The sequence below is a fragment of the Rhodoferax sp. genome (genome assembly GCF_018063565.1).
GTDB lineage: Bacteria > Pseudomonadota > Gammaproteobacteria > Burkholderiales > Burkholderiaceae_C > Rhodoferax.
Map to the genome: position 1 here is coordinate 1 of NZ_JAGPBB010000004.1, position 13,952 is coordinate 13,952.

The 13,952-nt window shown below is 62.1% G+C and carries 12 protein-coding genes; 8 read left to right on the forward strand and 4 right to left on the reverse strand.

Translation table 11 applies throughout. The features are described 5' to 3' along the window. Positions 1–1,044 (reverse strand): Ig-like domain-containing protein (locus tag KBF66_RS01715; protein ID WP_296651183.1); only part of this gene is annotated, 1,044 nt, incomplete at its 3' end. Between the two features lie 90 nt (positions 1,045–1,134). Here KBF66_RS01715 and KBF66_RS01720 point away from each other — a divergent pair. Together KBF66_RS01720 and KBF66_RS01725 are read left to right on the forward strand one after the other, a co-directional pair. Beyond that, on the forward strand, positions 1,135–2,007 hold the full coding sequence (locus tag KBF66_RS01720) for a fumarylacetoacetate hydrolase (protein WP_296651186.1): 873 nt from the start codon (positions 1,135–1,137) through the stop codon (positions 2,005–2,007). A gap of 73 nt (positions 2,008–2,080) precedes the next feature. Beyond that, complete coding sequence (locus tag KBF66_RS01725) at positions 2,081–2,761, forward strand: SDR family oxidoreductase (protein ID WP_296651190.1); 681 nt, start codon at positions 2,081–2,083, stop codon at positions 2,759–2,761. A gap of 71 nt (positions 2,762–2,832) precedes the next feature. Here the strand turns inward: KBF66_RS01725 and KBF66_RS01730 are convergent, their stop codons facing one another. Both KBF66_RS01730 and argH read right to left on the reverse strand, forming a co-directional pair. Then, on the reverse strand, positions 2,833–3,354 hold the full coding sequence (locus tag KBF66_RS01730; protein WP_296651194.1) for an anti-sigma factor: 522 nt from the start codon (positions 3,352–3,354) through the stop codon (positions 2,833–2,835). Between the two features lie 62 nt (positions 3,355–3,416). Continuing rightward, positions 3,417–4,868: an argininosuccinate lyase gene (gene argH, locus KBF66_RS01735; protein ID WP_296651196.1), complete on the reverse strand. Its 1,452-nt coding sequence runs from the start codon at positions 4,866–4,868 to the stop codon at positions 3,417–3,419. A 114-nt stretch (positions 4,869–4,982) separates the two neighbouring features. Between argH and KBF66_RS01740 the strand changes: the two genes are divergently transcribed. Next, positions 4,983–6,023 (forward strand): sensor histidine kinase, encoded by a 1,041-nt coding sequence (locus tag KBF66_RS01740; RefSeq protein ID WP_296651198.1) that lies wholly within the window; start codon positions 4,983–4,985, stop codon positions 6,021–6,023. Positions 6,024–6,039: 16 nt separating this feature from the next. Continuing rightward, positions 6,040–6,795 (forward strand): LytTR family DNA-binding domain-containing protein, encoded by a 756-nt coding sequence (locus KBF66_RS01745; protein WP_296651201.1) that lies wholly within the window; start codon positions 6,040–6,042, stop codon positions 6,793–6,795. A 20-nt stretch (positions 6,796–6,815) separates the two neighbouring features. Here the strand turns inward: KBF66_RS01745 and ppc are convergent, their stop codons facing one another. Then, positions 6,816–9,686, reverse strand: coding sequence for a phosphoenolpyruvate carboxylase (gene ppc, locus KBF66_RS01750; protein ID WP_296651203.1), 2,871 nt, complete (start codon positions 9,684–9,686; stop codon positions 6,816–6,818). A 112-nt stretch (positions 9,687–9,798) separates the two neighbouring features. On the opposite strand from ppc, the gene hemC reads away from it, so the two are divergent. From hemC to KBF66_RS01770, 4 genes are read left to right on the forward strand one after another with little or no spacing between them, the layout of a single operon-like run. Further along, the gene (gene hemC / locus KBF66_RS01755) at positions 9,799–10,728 is read left to right on the forward strand and encodes a hydroxymethylbilane synthase (protein WP_296651206.1); all 930 of its coding nucleotides are present in this window, start codon (positions 9,799–9,801) and stop codon (positions 10,726–10,728) included. A gap of 12 nt (positions 10,729–10,740) precedes the next feature. Then, the gene (locus KBF66_RS01760; RefSeq protein ID WP_296651207.1) at positions 10,741–11,538 is read left to right on the forward strand and encodes a uroporphyrinogen-III synthase; all 798 of its coding nucleotides are present in this window, start codon (positions 10,741–10,743) and stop codon (positions 11,536–11,538) included. Continuing rightward, positions 11,535–12,593, forward strand: a complete 1,059-nt coding sequence (locus tag KBF66_RS01765) for a uroporphyrinogen-III C-methyltransferase (RefSeq protein WP_296651211.1) — start codon at positions 11,535–11,537, stop codon at positions 12,591–12,593. Before KBF66_RS01760 ends, KBF66_RS01765 begins: the two co-directional genes overlap by 4 nt. A gap of 2 nt (positions 12,594–12,595) precedes the next feature. Next, positions 12,596–13,888 (forward strand): heme biosynthesis HemY N-terminal domain-containing protein, encoded by a 1,293-nt coding sequence (locus tag KBF66_RS01770; protein ID WP_296651213.1) that lies wholly within the window; start codon positions 12,596–12,598, stop codon positions 13,886–13,888. Positions 13,889–13,952: the final 64 nt, after the last annotated feature.

The following is a 13,952-nucleotide window of genomic DNA, read 5'->3' on the forward strand; positions in this document are numbered from 1 at the left end:
CGGCAAAGGGGCTTTGAAGTGAACGGCGTCAAAAACCGCCTGTGGATCGTTGTTGTCGTGGTCAAAAACGGGCTTGAAGCTGGTTTTGTCGGAGTTGAGGCGAATGCCTTCAAGTTGCTGGCGTGTCACGGGTGCGGAAAACTGCAGTCGCACCGGACGAATCGGCAAGCAGGCCGACTGGGCATTTTCGCGCTCGCAGGACATGCTGGCGGAAAACGGCTCGCGCACTTTGAACTCAAAGCGTTTGTCGATCTTGTTGCTGACTCCGCCCGGCAAAGTTGCCGTCGCTGGGGTGGCCACCCCCTTGCCGAAAACCAGCACCACCTTGGCACCGGCGCTAAAACGCCGATTGCAGGCCAGCGTCACCCAACGCTGGGGTTCACGGGTAGCGTCGTCCATTTCGCCAATCGATTGCAGCATACTGGTGCGTTCTTTGCCATCGATCAACCGCACGGGAACACGCTCACCAAGTCCGTCGATGGCGCACCAGGTGTGGGCCAGCAAACTGCTTTGGCTGGCTGCACCGCTGAGTTTCAGGGTGAAAAACTGTTCCTCGTCGATGGCGTCGTCGGTGCCCGGCCAAAGGGTTTGCACAAACGGCCCGCCACTATTGAATTTAAAGCTTGAAGGCCCCGTCAGTATTGATCCAGAGGCGGATTTGATGCCTGATTTGAGGCGCGCCGTACAACTTACGCCGGGGGGCAATTCGGACTCAAAATCAAACACCCACTGTTTGGCGTTCAGCCAGCGGCCGGTACCCTGGGTTGCCTTTGGGTCAGAGCATTGCAGGTCCAGCGGTGCCGCCGCCTGGGCGTTACCAAAGTCGATTGCCGCCTCGTCAAACCTGGCCACCACCTGGCTGATACGGGCCACCTCACCCTGGGGAGACAGGCTGCTGACCTGAAATGCCCAGCCCGATATCGCCCAGCCCAGGCAAATACTCCATCCCAGTACATCGCGCAGCGTCACATTGATCCCCTTGAGTTTGAGGCATGACTTTAGCGTGTCTGATGGCCAGTCGGTCGTAATGATGTCCGGTGCCACGCTGGATGTTGATCGCCAAACTTGTTGATGTGTCGATGTGGGCCGCCTGCTGATAGCATAGAAAGAAGATCTTCACCAACTCTCAAGCCCATGAAACTGTCTTTGTCCATACGCCACAGCTTGACCATTGCCACGCTGTTGGTTGCCAGCGCTCACGCCGCCTGCCTGAGCGACAGCCAGGTGGAGGCGCTTGCCGGTCATTACGCCGCCAGGACCCTGGCCGACGGTGTCGAGGCCCTGACCGAAGGTGATGGTGCATGCAGCCGATCCAAATTTCATGGCCATTTGACCCGGCAGTTTGGCAAGGTGATTGGCTACAAGGCGGGCTTGACCAACCCCATGGTGCAAAAACGGTTCAGCACCGACAAGCCGGTGTGGGGCCGGCTCTACGAGGGAATGCTGCTGCCTGGTGGTTCGGTTGTGGATGCCAGGTTTGGTGCCCGTCCGCTGTTGGAGGCCGATTTGTTGGTGCGCGTGAAAAGCGCTGAAATCCATCGGTCCAGCACGCCACTGCAGGTGCTGGCCGGGCTGGACCAGATTATTCCGTTCATCGAACTGCCTGATCTCGTGGTGCAGGACCCGACAAAACTGAATGGCCCGGCAATCAGTGCCATCAATGTTGGTGCGCGTTTGGGCGTGACCGGTGAGCCGATGGCAGTGCCGGAGTCAAGCGCAGAGCGCAGCGCGCTGGTCGACGCGCTTCGTGATATGGCGGTGGTGGTCAGCAGTGGTGATGGTGCAACCCTGGCGCAGGGTAAGGGTGCCGATCTGCTGGAGCATCCGCTCAACGCGGTGATCTGGCTGAGCGCTGCACTGGCAATGGAGGGCATCGCCATGCAGCCTGGTGACCTGATCAGTCTTGGATCTTTTTCCGCCTTGCTGCCGCCTCGCGCGGGTCAAACCGTGACGGTGCGCTACAGTGGTGTGGCTGCACTCAAGCCGGTAAGCGTCGGTTTCAGGTAGCCGGGGGCACGGCGGCAATCCCTGGCCTGGGGGTTAAGCAAGCTTGCCCTTTTCTGATTGGAGTTGAATCCACATGCAAAACACACTGCTTGGCAAGACTGTTCTCATCACCCAGTCGACCGAATTTATGGGGCCGGTACTCTGTGACGTGTTTGCCGAGCAGGGTGCCCGGGTGATTCAAAGCAATGCCCCTTTGACCGCACCGGATGCTGCTCGCGAGGTGATCGAGCGGGCTGGGCCGCTGGATGTGTTGGTCGCGAATTTGTCGATCGCGGCACCCGCCACGCCGGTGACCGAGGTCAATGATGCTGAATGGCGTGAGGTGTTCGCGGCCCTGGTTGACCCCTTGCCCCGGCTGGTCCGTGCGGTGGTTCCGGGCATGATCGGCCAGGGCTCAGGCAAGATTTTGCTGGTGGGCAGCGCCGCCGCACTGCGCGGGATGAAACGTGCTTCAAGTTACAGTGCCGCCCGCGGTGCGCAACTGGCCTACGTACAAGCGGTGGGTGTCGAATTGGCAGCACAAGGGATTCAAGTCAATGCCATAGCGCAAAATTTCGTCGACAACCCGACTTACTTTCCGCCCGAGGTGCAGGCCAATGTGCGATTCCAGGAGCGACTCAGGCGCGAAGTTCCGCTGGGTCGCTTGGTGGGTGCGCGTGAGGACGCACTTTTTGCTGCCTATCTTTGCAGCAGCGCGGCCGACTGTTTTGTCGGGCAGGTTTTTCCTGTGTGTGGTGGGTGGGTCACGCGCTGAACCGCACAAGGGCTTGAGCCATGACGGACTGCCGTTCGGTCAGGCCCGTTGATACAAGGCTTGTATCAGCGCTAAAGCGTCTTTTGAATCAAAGCACCGCTGAACAGGTAGGGCAGCCGGGGCAATTTGCCAGCCTCCACGCCACCTTTGTTTTCCACACTGATGGCCAGTTTTTTGGCTTGTGACAAAACTTTGTCCGAGGCGGGGATTTGGGCCGTGCGGATTTTGGTGGCCAAAACGCCGAGGGACAGCGGACGGTCCTGGTCGTCGAGCGCCCAGAGTTGCATGCTGTCTTCCTGGCCTTCCTTCACATCATTGAGGCGCTGGATCAGCAGGTAGCCGTCCTGCGGGTCAAAGGTGATGAGTTGAGCGGGCTGATGCTTCTCATCCAGCAGCACGGCAACATACTTGACCTGCGGCACCGCCTTGAGCTTTTTCTGCAGATGTTCCAGTTGCGCCTTGAATTGCTCCATCATGCTCATGCCGGTCGCTGCAGCAACGGACAGCAGGATCAGGCAGATGATGGTGGCGATGCGCCAGCGGGTGGCGTGACAGGGTGGGGTGGCGGATGAAGTTTGAACGGTTTCGGTCATGAGGAAAGACTCAAGTGGATGAATTGCGTTGGCTGGTGGTGTTGAACTTTGTCTGGCCGAGCTTAGACCAGCCGCGCCCGGTGCCGCTCAATCTGCAGCCGCACTTGCCTGGGCGCGGTGCCGCCCAGCACGTCACGGGCGTTGAGCGAGCCGCGCAGGCTCAAGACATCAAACACGTCTTTCTCAATGCTGGGGTGAAAACCCTTTAGCACCGCCAGCGGCAGTTCTGACAAATCCACCTGATGCGACACCGCGGCTTTGACAGCGTGCGCCACGGTTTCGTGGGCATCGCGAAACGGCAGGCCTTTTTTGACCAGATAGTCTGCCAGGTCAGTGGCGGTGGCGTAGCCGCGAAGGGCCGCGCGTTCCATCGCCTCGGCGTTGACGTTGATGCCGCCTTCTTTTTGGCCGGTGGCCGGGTTGAGCTGGCCGCCCATCATCTCAACAAAGATCCGCAGCGTGTCTTTGAGCGTATCGACAGTGTCAAACAGCGGCTCCTTGTCTTCCTGGTTGTCCTTGTTGTAGGCCAGTGGCTGGCCTTTCATCAGGGTGATGAGGCCCATCAGGTGGCCGACCACCCGGCCCGTCTTGCCGCGCGCCAGTTCGGGCACGTCGGGGTTTTTCTTCTGCGGCATGATGGAGCTGCCGGTGGTAAAGCGGTCGGCAATCTTGATAAAGCCGAAGTTCTGGCTCATCCAAAGCACCAGTTCCTCGCTGAGGCGGCTGATGTGCACCATGCACAGGCTGGCCGCCGCCGTGAACTCGATGGCGAAGTCGCGGTCGCTCACCGCATCCAGGCTGTTCTGGCAGACCTGTGGCTGGCCCAGCGCATTGACCATGCCCAAACTGCTGGCCACCTGTTCGCGCTGCAGCGGGTAGCTGGTGCCTGCCAGCGCCGCTGCGCCCAAGGGCAGCCGGTTGACGCGGGCCCGCACCTCGGACATGCGCTCGGCGTCACGGCTGAACATCTCGACATAGGCCAGCATGTGGTGGCCAAAGCTCACCGGTTGCGCCACCTGCAGGTGGGTGAAGCCGGGCAGGATGACCTCGACGTTCTGCTCGGCCACGTCGAGCAGGGATTTTTGTAGCTCGGTCAGTAGTTCGCTGATCAGGTCAATCTCTCCACGTAGCCACAGCCGCACATCGGTGGCCACCTGGTCGTTGCGACTGCGCCCGGTGTGCAGACGTTTGCCGGCGTCGCCCACCAGTTGGGTCAGGCGCGCCTCGATGTTGAGGTGCACATCTTCGAGGTCGAGTTGCCACTCAAACTGCCCCGACTCGATTTCTTCGATGATTCGCACCATGCCGCGGTCGATGTCAGCCTTGTCCTGGGCGCTGATGATGCCCTGCGCGGCCAGCATCTCGGCGTGGGCCAGGCTGCCGGCAATGTCGGCCTGCCACAGGCGCTTGTCAAAAAAAACGCTGGAGGTGTAGCGCTTGACCAGGTCGCTCATGGGTTCAGAAAACAAGGCCGACCAGGCCTGGGATTTTTTGTCGAATTGGTTTTGGTTCATGCTGTGCGGGTCGTGGTCTGGTGGCGGTGTGATCGGATCGGCGCTGGGCAACCGGCCCGGTAATCAACAATAATGTGCGTGATCGCCCTGTTGCACGCACAATCAAGTTGGTCGATGGAAGATACACAAATTTTATCGGTGTTCCAGGAGCCTGCCGCAGCGTCGTCAAAGCCGCCACCCGATGTGTTGGTGTTTGACGCCTGCCACGTGGGGGTGGTGCTGCGCGCGGTGCTTTTTGTCGAAACTGTGGTGGGGGTGCTGGCCATGTTCGGCAGCGACTCGCCGCTGCAATGGCTGACACAGATGTCACTGATCACCGGCGCCGCTTTCCCGGCAACGCTGGTGTGGCTGATTGCCGCGTGCAGCCTCAAGAAGCTGCTGGCACGGCTGAATCCGGGTGTGCAAAAGCTGGCAGGTGTGCTGCTGGGAGCTCTGGCCGGTGTGTATGGCTGTGGCATGCTGGTGCTGATGGGTTTGCTCGAAACACCACCCTGGTGGGCCAGTGCCTTTGCTGGTGCCCTGCTTTCGGCGATGTTGGTGGCTGCATTGGTGATGCGCGCCAAGGGTCGCACGCCGTCTGCCACCACCGCGCGGCTGGCCGAACTGCAAGCCCGCATTCGCCCGCATTTTCTGTTCAACACACTCAACAGCGCGATTGCCCTGGTGCAGGCAGAGCCACGCAAGGCCGAGCGCCTGCTGGAGGACTTGAGTGATTTGTTTCGCTATGCGCTGGCCGAGCAGGCTAGCAGCGTCAGCCTGGCCGATGAAATCACCTTGGCACAACGATACCTGGCGATTGAACAGGTGCGCTTTGGCGAGCGTCTGCTGCTCGAATGGTCGCTGGATGACAGCGCCAACGCGGCACGCTTGCCGCCACTGCTGCTGCAACCGCTAGTGGAAAACGCAGTCAAACATGGGGTTGAACCCAGCGGCGAGGCCACCCAGGTTCGTGTCAGCACACAGCGACGTGGCAGCACCGTGGTGATCAAGGTCAGCAACACCGTTGCCAAGCCCGCTGAGCAACCTGGCCCCGGACACGGGCTGGCGCTGGTCAACGTGCGTGAGCGTCTGAGCCTGCTGCACGACGTGCAGGGACGCTTTCAGTACGGCCTGAAAAACGGCGTCTTTCAGGTGCGCATCGAGGTGCCCCTGTGAACCATCAGGGTTTGTCATGACGCTGCGGGTCTTGCTGGTGGATGACGAGGCCCTGGCGCGCGCCCGTCTGAAACGGCTGTTGGCGGATTGCACGTCCCCCGGTGCCCGGGTGGTGGCTGAGGCGGCCGACGCAGCGCAAGCCTTGCAGTGTGTGCTGCAGCACGAAGTGGATGCCGTGCTGGCCGACATCCACATGCCCGGGGTGGATGGTCTGTCGCTGGCAGCAAGCCTGCGCCACTTGCCGCAGGCCCCGGTGCTGGTATTCGTCACCGCCTATGCCGAACACGCGCTGCAGGCGTTTGATCTGGACGCGGTGGACTATCTGACCAAGCCGGTACGTTTGGAACGTTTGCAAACAATGCTTCAAAAAATTCAGCGAACAATATCCATCAATAAAGGGCTGAACGACTATTCTGACGATGAAGTGCTGGTGATTCAGGAGCGTGCCCGGACCGAGCGGGTGCCGTTGGCCAGTGTGCTTTATCTCAAGGCCGAACTCAAGTACATCACCGTCCGAACGGCTGCCCACAGCTACCTGCTCGAGGGCGCATTGAGTGAACTGGAGGCACGCTATGCCAGTCGTTTTGTTCGCATCCACCGCAACGCGCTGGTTGCCAGGCGCGCCGTGCGCTCGCTGGAAAAGCATTTTGACGCACTCGAGGGTGACGGCTGGGCGGTGCGGCTGGATGGCATTGACGAGGCGTTGTGGGTGTCAAGGCGCCAATTGACCGCTGTGCGGGCGCTGCTGGCCGGCACCGCTCACCCCACCTGAAGACGCCTCTCGACCCCGCCTTAGCCGGTGTTGCGCAGTCCCGCTGCGATGCCATTGATCGAGATGTGAATGCCGCGCTTCACCTGTTCGTCGCCGTTGCCGGCGCGGTGGCGACGCACCAGTTCAACCTGGAGGTGGTGCAAGGGGTCGATATAAGGAAAGCGGTGGGCCATGGAGCGCTGCAACGAGGCGTTGTTGGCCAGACGTTTCTCCTGGCCGGTGATCAGCACCAAGGCCAGCGCGGTACGGTGCCACTCCTGCTCGATGGTGGTGAAGATTTTCTTGCGCAGGCGGGTGTCGGTCACCAGTTCGGCGTATCTGGAGGCCAGCGCGAGGTCACTCTTGGCCAGCACCATGTCGATGTTGGACAACAGGGTCTTGAAGAACGGCCACTGCTTTTCCATCTGTTGCAGCAAGGCCAGGCGCCCCGTGTTGGTGTCAGCGGGTGTCTCATCACCTTGTGGATTGAGAAACTGCTCCACCGCAGAGCCAAATCCCAGCCAGCCCGGTAGTGTCAGGCGACACTGACCCCAGCTGAAGCCCCACGGAATGGCGCGCAGGTCTTCAATCTTTTGCGTGGCCTTGCGCGAGGCCGGACGCGAGCCGATATTGAGTTCGGCAATTTCACGGATCGGTGTGGCCTGGAAAAAGTACTCGGTAAAGCCCGGCGTTTCGTAGACCAGCTTGCGGTAGGCGGCCATGCTGGCCTGCGACAGTTCGCCCGCTGCTTGCAGAAAGGCAGGTTTCGCCGGTTTGGTGCGCTGCAGCAAAGTGGCCTCCAGGGTGGCGGCGACCAGGGTTTCGAGGTTGCGTCGGCCAATCTCCGGATTGGCGTACTTGGAGCCAATGACTTCACCCTGTTCGGTCAGACGGATTTGCCCGCGCACGGTGCCGGGCGGCTGCGCCAGAATGGCCTGATAACTCGGACCACCGCCACGTCCGACGGTGCCTCCGCGTCCATGGAACATGCGCAACTGGATAAAGTGGCTGTTGCCAGGTGTCGGGTGCTGCCGGTTGATGTCGTCAAACAGTTGCGCCAGTGCGATTTCGGCGCGGTAAAGCTCCCAGTTGCTGGTGAAGATGCCACCGTCCTTGTTGCTGTCAGAGTAACCCAGCATGATGTCCTGTTCGCCGTATTGGCCGGCGTTGCCACGCTCAACCAGTGCCTTGATGCCAGGCAAGGCGTAGAACGCCTGCATGATCGGGGCCGCCTGGCGCAGGTCTTCGATGGTCTCAAACAGCGGCACCACAATCAGGTCCGCGCTGCTGTCGGGGGCGTCCAGGGTGCCGTGCATCAGTGCCACCTCCTTTTGCAGCAGCAGTACTTCGAGCAGATCGCTTACTGTCTCGGTGTGGCTGATGATGTAGTGGCGGATGGCTTGCGCGCCAAATTGCGCACGCATCGCCTTGGCCGCCTCAAACACACCGAGCTCACTCACGGTTTGTTCGCTGTACTGCGCCCCCATGACCCGCAGTGGCCGTGCGTCGTTGAGCAGTCCGAGCAGCAGGCTGACTTTGGCCGCCTCGTCGAGTGCGGCGTATGCCGGTGTGATGCGGGCGCAGGCCAGCAATTCGGCCAGCACCTGTTCGTGCTGGTCTGAACTCTGCCGCAGGTCGACCGTGGCCAGATGAAAGCCAAACACGTCGACCGCGCGCATCAAGGGTTGCAGGCGCTGCGCTGCCAGCGCATGGGCCCGATGCGCCAGCAATGCCGCTTCGATGACGCGCAGATCGGCCAGCAGGCTCGGCGCGTCCGGGTAGGGGTTTTGTGGCGGCACCGCATGGCGCGCGGCGTCACCACCGGTCAGCAGTTTGAGTGTGGCCGCCAGGCGCGCGTACATACCAATCAGTGCACGTCGGTACAACTCATCCTTGCGGTGGGCATTGCTGTCGGGCGAACGCTCAGCCAGGGCCAGCATGTCGGCCGGGAAGTCAACCAGCATACTGGAGAGCGACAGCTCACTGCCCAGGTAATGCACTTCGGTCAGATAGTGCCGCAGCACCACTTCAGCCTGACGGCGCAGGGCGTGGCTGAGTGTCTGCGCATTGACGAACGGGTTACCGTCGCGGTCGCCGCCGATCCACTGGCCCATGCGCAGAAAGCTCGGGATCGGGTGCTCACCGAGGGCGGCTTCCAGATTGGCGTACAGGCGCGGGATTTCGCGCAGAAACGTCGATTCGTAGTAACTCAGCGAGTTCTCCACTTCGTCGGCCACGGTCAGTTTGGTGAAACGCAGCAAGCGGGTTTGCCATAGCTGCAAGACCCGTGCCCGCAGCTGTTGTTCGTTGGCAGCGAGCTCCCGCGGCGCGAGGGCATCGGCACTCAGGCGGTAAGCCGCCGCTTGCGCCAGAACATCGTCGCGGGCGGTCAACAGATGGGCGATGTCGCGCTCGGCATCGAGGATACTTTTACGCTGTACTTCGGTCGGGTGCGCGGTGAGCACGGGTGAGACAAAGCTGTTGGCCAGCATCTTGCTGATGGCGTCGGGACCAAGTCCGGCGTCTGCCATGCGTTGCAGGCTGAGCTCGATACTGCCCTCGCGCAGGCTGCCAGCGCGGTCATATACGGCACGCCGACGGATGTGGTGCCGGTCTTCGGCCAGATTGGCCAGATGGCTGAAATAGGTGAAGGCGCGCACCACACTCACCGTCTGGTCGTTGCTCAGGGACTTGAGCAACTTCTTGAGCGCTCTGTCCGCCTCATGGTCGGCGTCCCGTCGAAACGCGACCGACAGTTGGCGCACCTGCTCGATCAGGGCATACGCGGCTTCCCCTTCCTGCTCGCGAATGACGTCGCCCAGGATCCGCCCCAGCAGACGGATGTCGTCAACCACCGGTTGCTCGCTGTTGTCGGGTCGGTGTTTGGACGGGGATCGAGGTGTTTTGGTCATGACTGAAGGGCGGAGGAAGGTCAATGGATGCGCTTGGTGCAAGCAAGAGTCATGCTAGCATTCCCGGCTGTTTCAGGATTACCAAAAGGTTACGGCGCAAGCGCCATTGTTTATGAGCAAATTGATCATTGCGACCCGTGAAAGCCGACTGGCCCTGTGGCAGGCCGAGCACATTCAGGCGCGCCTGCGCCAGTTGGGACATCAGGTCGAGATATTGGGCATGACCACACTGGGCGATCAGATTCTCGATCGTGCGCTGAGTCAGATTGGCGGCAAGGGCCTGTTTGTCAAAGAACTTGAAGTGGCACTGGAGCAGGGCCGTGCCGATCTGGCGGTGCATTCGCTCAAGGATGTCCCGATGGAGCTGCCCCACGGTTTTAGTCTGGCCGCTGTGATGGAACGAGAAGACCCCCGGGACGCATTTGTGTCAAACCGGTACCCCGAGCTGCACGCTTTGCCGACCGGTGCGGTGGTGGGTACCTCGAGTCTGCGGCGCATGGTGCTGTTGCGCGCGCTGCGCCCGGACCTGAAGATCGAGCCATTGCGGGGCAATTTGGACACCCGCCTGCGCAAGCTCGATGACGGCCAGTACGACGCCATTGTGCTGGCGGCGGCCGGGCTCAAGCGCCTGGGGCTGCTGTCACGCATCCGCGACATCTTTGAGCCCACCACCATGCTGCCAGCGGCCGGACAGGGCGCCTTGGGCATCGAGGTGCGCAGTGACCGCCCTGATATGGCGCTGGCCTTGGCCCCCTTGGTGCATCAACCCACCTGGCTGCGGATTGCGGCAGAGCGGGCGGTGAGCCGGGCCATGGGTGGCAGCTGCTCCATGCCGCTCGCGGCCTTTGCCACACTGGAGCCGGATGCACTGGTGCTGGAGGCGGCTTGGGGTGATGTGGACGGGCGGCTTGACCTGGTGCGGGTGCGGGCACAGGCTCCGGTCAGCGACCTGGCCGCGGCGGCGGCACTGGGATCCCAGGTGGCAGAACTATTGCAGGCCAAGGTGTTGGCGCAGGGTGGCAGTTTGCCGCATCTGGCCTGACGCCCAAGCGCCATGCGTCTGGTCGTCACCCGGGTTCAGCCGCAGGCACAGCAATGGGTGCAGGCTCTGTGCGACCATGGCCACGATGCCCTGGCCTTGCCACTGATCGAAACACGGGGGCTGCCCGATGCCAGTCGCTTGCGTCGTGCCTGGTCGCAGTTGGCGAGTTACCACGCGGTGATGTACGTCAGCGCCCATGCGGTACAGCATTTTTTTCAAGAAAAACCTGCTCTAGCGCCTATATCTAAAGGGTTTGAAGCAACTAAAACAAGAGCATGGGGTACTGGTCCGGGCACCCGCAATGCGTTGTTGGCACAGGGATTTCCGTTACAGCTGCTCGACACTCCGGCGCTTGAGGCCGGTCAGTTTGACTCAGAAACGCTGTGGCAACTGGTGAAAACACAAATACAAACCGGCACACGCGTGTTGATCGTGCGTGGCGACACGCCGGGCAGCGACGAGGCAGCACCGCAAGGTGTCGGGCGGGACTGGTTGGCGCAACGGCTGGCGGCGGCAGGTGCGCAGGTCGATTTTGTGGTGGCCTACCAGCGGGGCGCCCCAAAGTGGGATGCCCAACAGTTGGCGCTGGCCAGTGCCGCGGCTCAGGATGGTTCGGTTTGGGTGTTGAGCAGTGCCGAGGCGCTGACCAACCTGCGCGGCCTGTTGCCCGATCAGGGCTGGTCAACAGCCCGGGCCGTGGCGACCCATATGCGTATCGCGGACGCGGCACGCTTGCTGGGTTTTGGCCAGGTGGCGCTGGCCAGCCCGACCCTGCCCAGTGTGTTGGCCTCGCTAGAATCCCTGGCATGAGTGTGCCTTCTTCTGACATCAGCCAAGCAGACGCGGCGGCAGTCACCGCCCCGGCCATGACGGCACCTGTCACTGTCCGACCAGGTGGTCCGTTGACCTGGTGGATTGCTGCCTTGGCCCTGGCGGGCTTGCTGCTGGGTGTGATGTTGTGGCAAAAAGTCAGCAACATGCAGGAACAGCTGGCGCGGCAGAGTGCCGATGCGCAAGCCCAGTCGCTGGAGGCACGCGCGCTGGCCAAGCAGGCGGTGGCATTGGCGCAGGAGACGTCGGCGCGTGCGGCGGTGATGGATGCCCGGCTGAGCGAGGTGGCACTGCATCGCAGCCAGCTCGACGAGCTGATGCGCAGCCTGTCACGTTCGCGTGACGAGAACCTGGTGGTGGATATTGAGGCTGCCTTGCGTCTGTCGCAGCAGCAGGCTCAGCTGACCGGCAGTGTGGAGCCCTTGCTGGCGGCACTCAAGAGTGCCGATCAGCGGCTCCTGCGTGCGGCCCAGCCCAACCTGGCGCTGTTGCAGCGCGCTATTGCACGCGACATTGACCGTGTCAAGTCGGCGGCCGTCAGTGACACACCGAACATGCTGGTCAAACTGGATGAACTGGTGCACCTGGCGGATGAATTGAGCCTGGCCAACGCCGTGGTACCTGCACCCAGAAGCAAAGGCGCCGAAAAACCACCGCCGGCGGTGCCTCAGACCTGGTGGGAGCGGCTGCCGCTGTTGCTGCTCATTGAGGCACAAAACCTGGTGCGGGTCAGTCGCGTTGAGTCACCCGAGGCGATGCTGCTGTCGCCCGAGCAATCGTTTTTTGTGCGCGAAAACCTGAAACTCAAGTTGCTGAATGCGCGCCTGGGCTTGTTGTCCCGGCAGATCGACTCGGCCAGTGCCGACTTGCGGGTGGCTGAGACCGCCTTGAAAAAGTACTTTGACCAGGAGGCACGTAAAACCAAGGCCGCCAGTGCCCTCCTGCAGCAGGTGCAGTTGCAGATGCGCTACTTGCAGATCCCCCGGATCGACGAAACACTTGCTGTGCTGGCCACGGCGGCAGCCGGGCGCTGACGATGCGTGCTGCCATCTGGCTGCTGGGTTTGTTCGGTGTGGCGGTGGCGCTGGCCCTGTTCGCCAGCGGTAACGGTGCCACCATCACCGTGTACTGGCCGCCGCACCGGGTCGATCTGTCGCTGAATTTTGTGCTGCTGTTGCTGTTGCTGCTGTTTTTGCTGCTGCACCTGGCTTTGAGGGCCTTGGCGGCACTTTTGGCAATGCCGCAGCAGGCGCAGACCTGGCGGCTGCGGCATCAGGAGCGGGTCATCCACTCGGCCTTGCTGGACGCCTTGTCGCATTTGATTGCCGGTCGTTTCATCCGGGCCCGCAAGGCCGCCGAGCTGGTGCTGGCGCGGGACTCGGCCATGGCACGCCACGGCGACAGCAGCACCGATGCGGCCCGATTGCGGGTGCTGGCACATCTGCTGGCAGCCGAGAGCGCGCAGGCGCTACAAGACAAATCCGCCCGTGAGAAGCATTTTCAGGCGGCATTGGAACAGGCGTCGTCGCACGATGCCAGTGGCACCCGCGAGGGGGTGTTGCTGCGCGCGGTGCGCTGGGCTTTGGAGGACCGCAGTGCCGGCGTGGCGCTGGAGTGGCTGGAACAACTGCCCTCGGGCGTGGCCAGACGCACGGTGGCGCTGCGGTTGCGTTTGAAGGTGGCGCGTTTGGCTGGTCGCATCGAAACGGCACTGGAGACAGCGCGGCTGTTGATCAAACACCGGGCGTTCCCGCCGACGGCAGCGCAGAGCCTGGTGCGGGCACTGGCAGTGGAGTGGCTGCAGACTGCCAATGAGCCGCAGCGCCTTGGCGCCATCTGGTCGCGGCTTGAAACAGCCGAACAGGTCATGCCCGAGGTGGCCACGGTGGCCGCCGGGCGTTTGCTGCGATTGGGTGGCGACGTGCACACGGCGTTTGGCTGGTTGCTGCCGGTCTGGGAGCATATGGTGAACGGTGACGGCTTGAGTCAGGAGCAGGCGGTGGTGCTGATACGCGTCATGGAAAACGGGCTCTCAGGCTCACGCAACACCATGGACACCCCATGGCTGTCGCGCATCGAACACGCACAGCGTCAGCGGCCGGGTGATGCCAATCTTCAGTATCTGGCCGGGGTGGCGTGCCTGCATCTGGAGTTGTGGGGCAAAGCGCAGCAACTCATCCGCCAGGCACTGCCACGTTTGAGCGACGCCGGTCTGCTGTCGCGCGGCTGGCAGATGCTGGCGGAGCTCGCGCAGCGGCAGGGCGACGAGGTGCAAGCCGCACAGGCCTGGCGAAACGCCTCACAGGCAACCTTGCTGCGCAAGTCCTGATGCGGATCAACAAAGACGCAGGAAGCCCGCGTTGGCGCGAGTTCTTTGCGTGACGCGGGGCGCT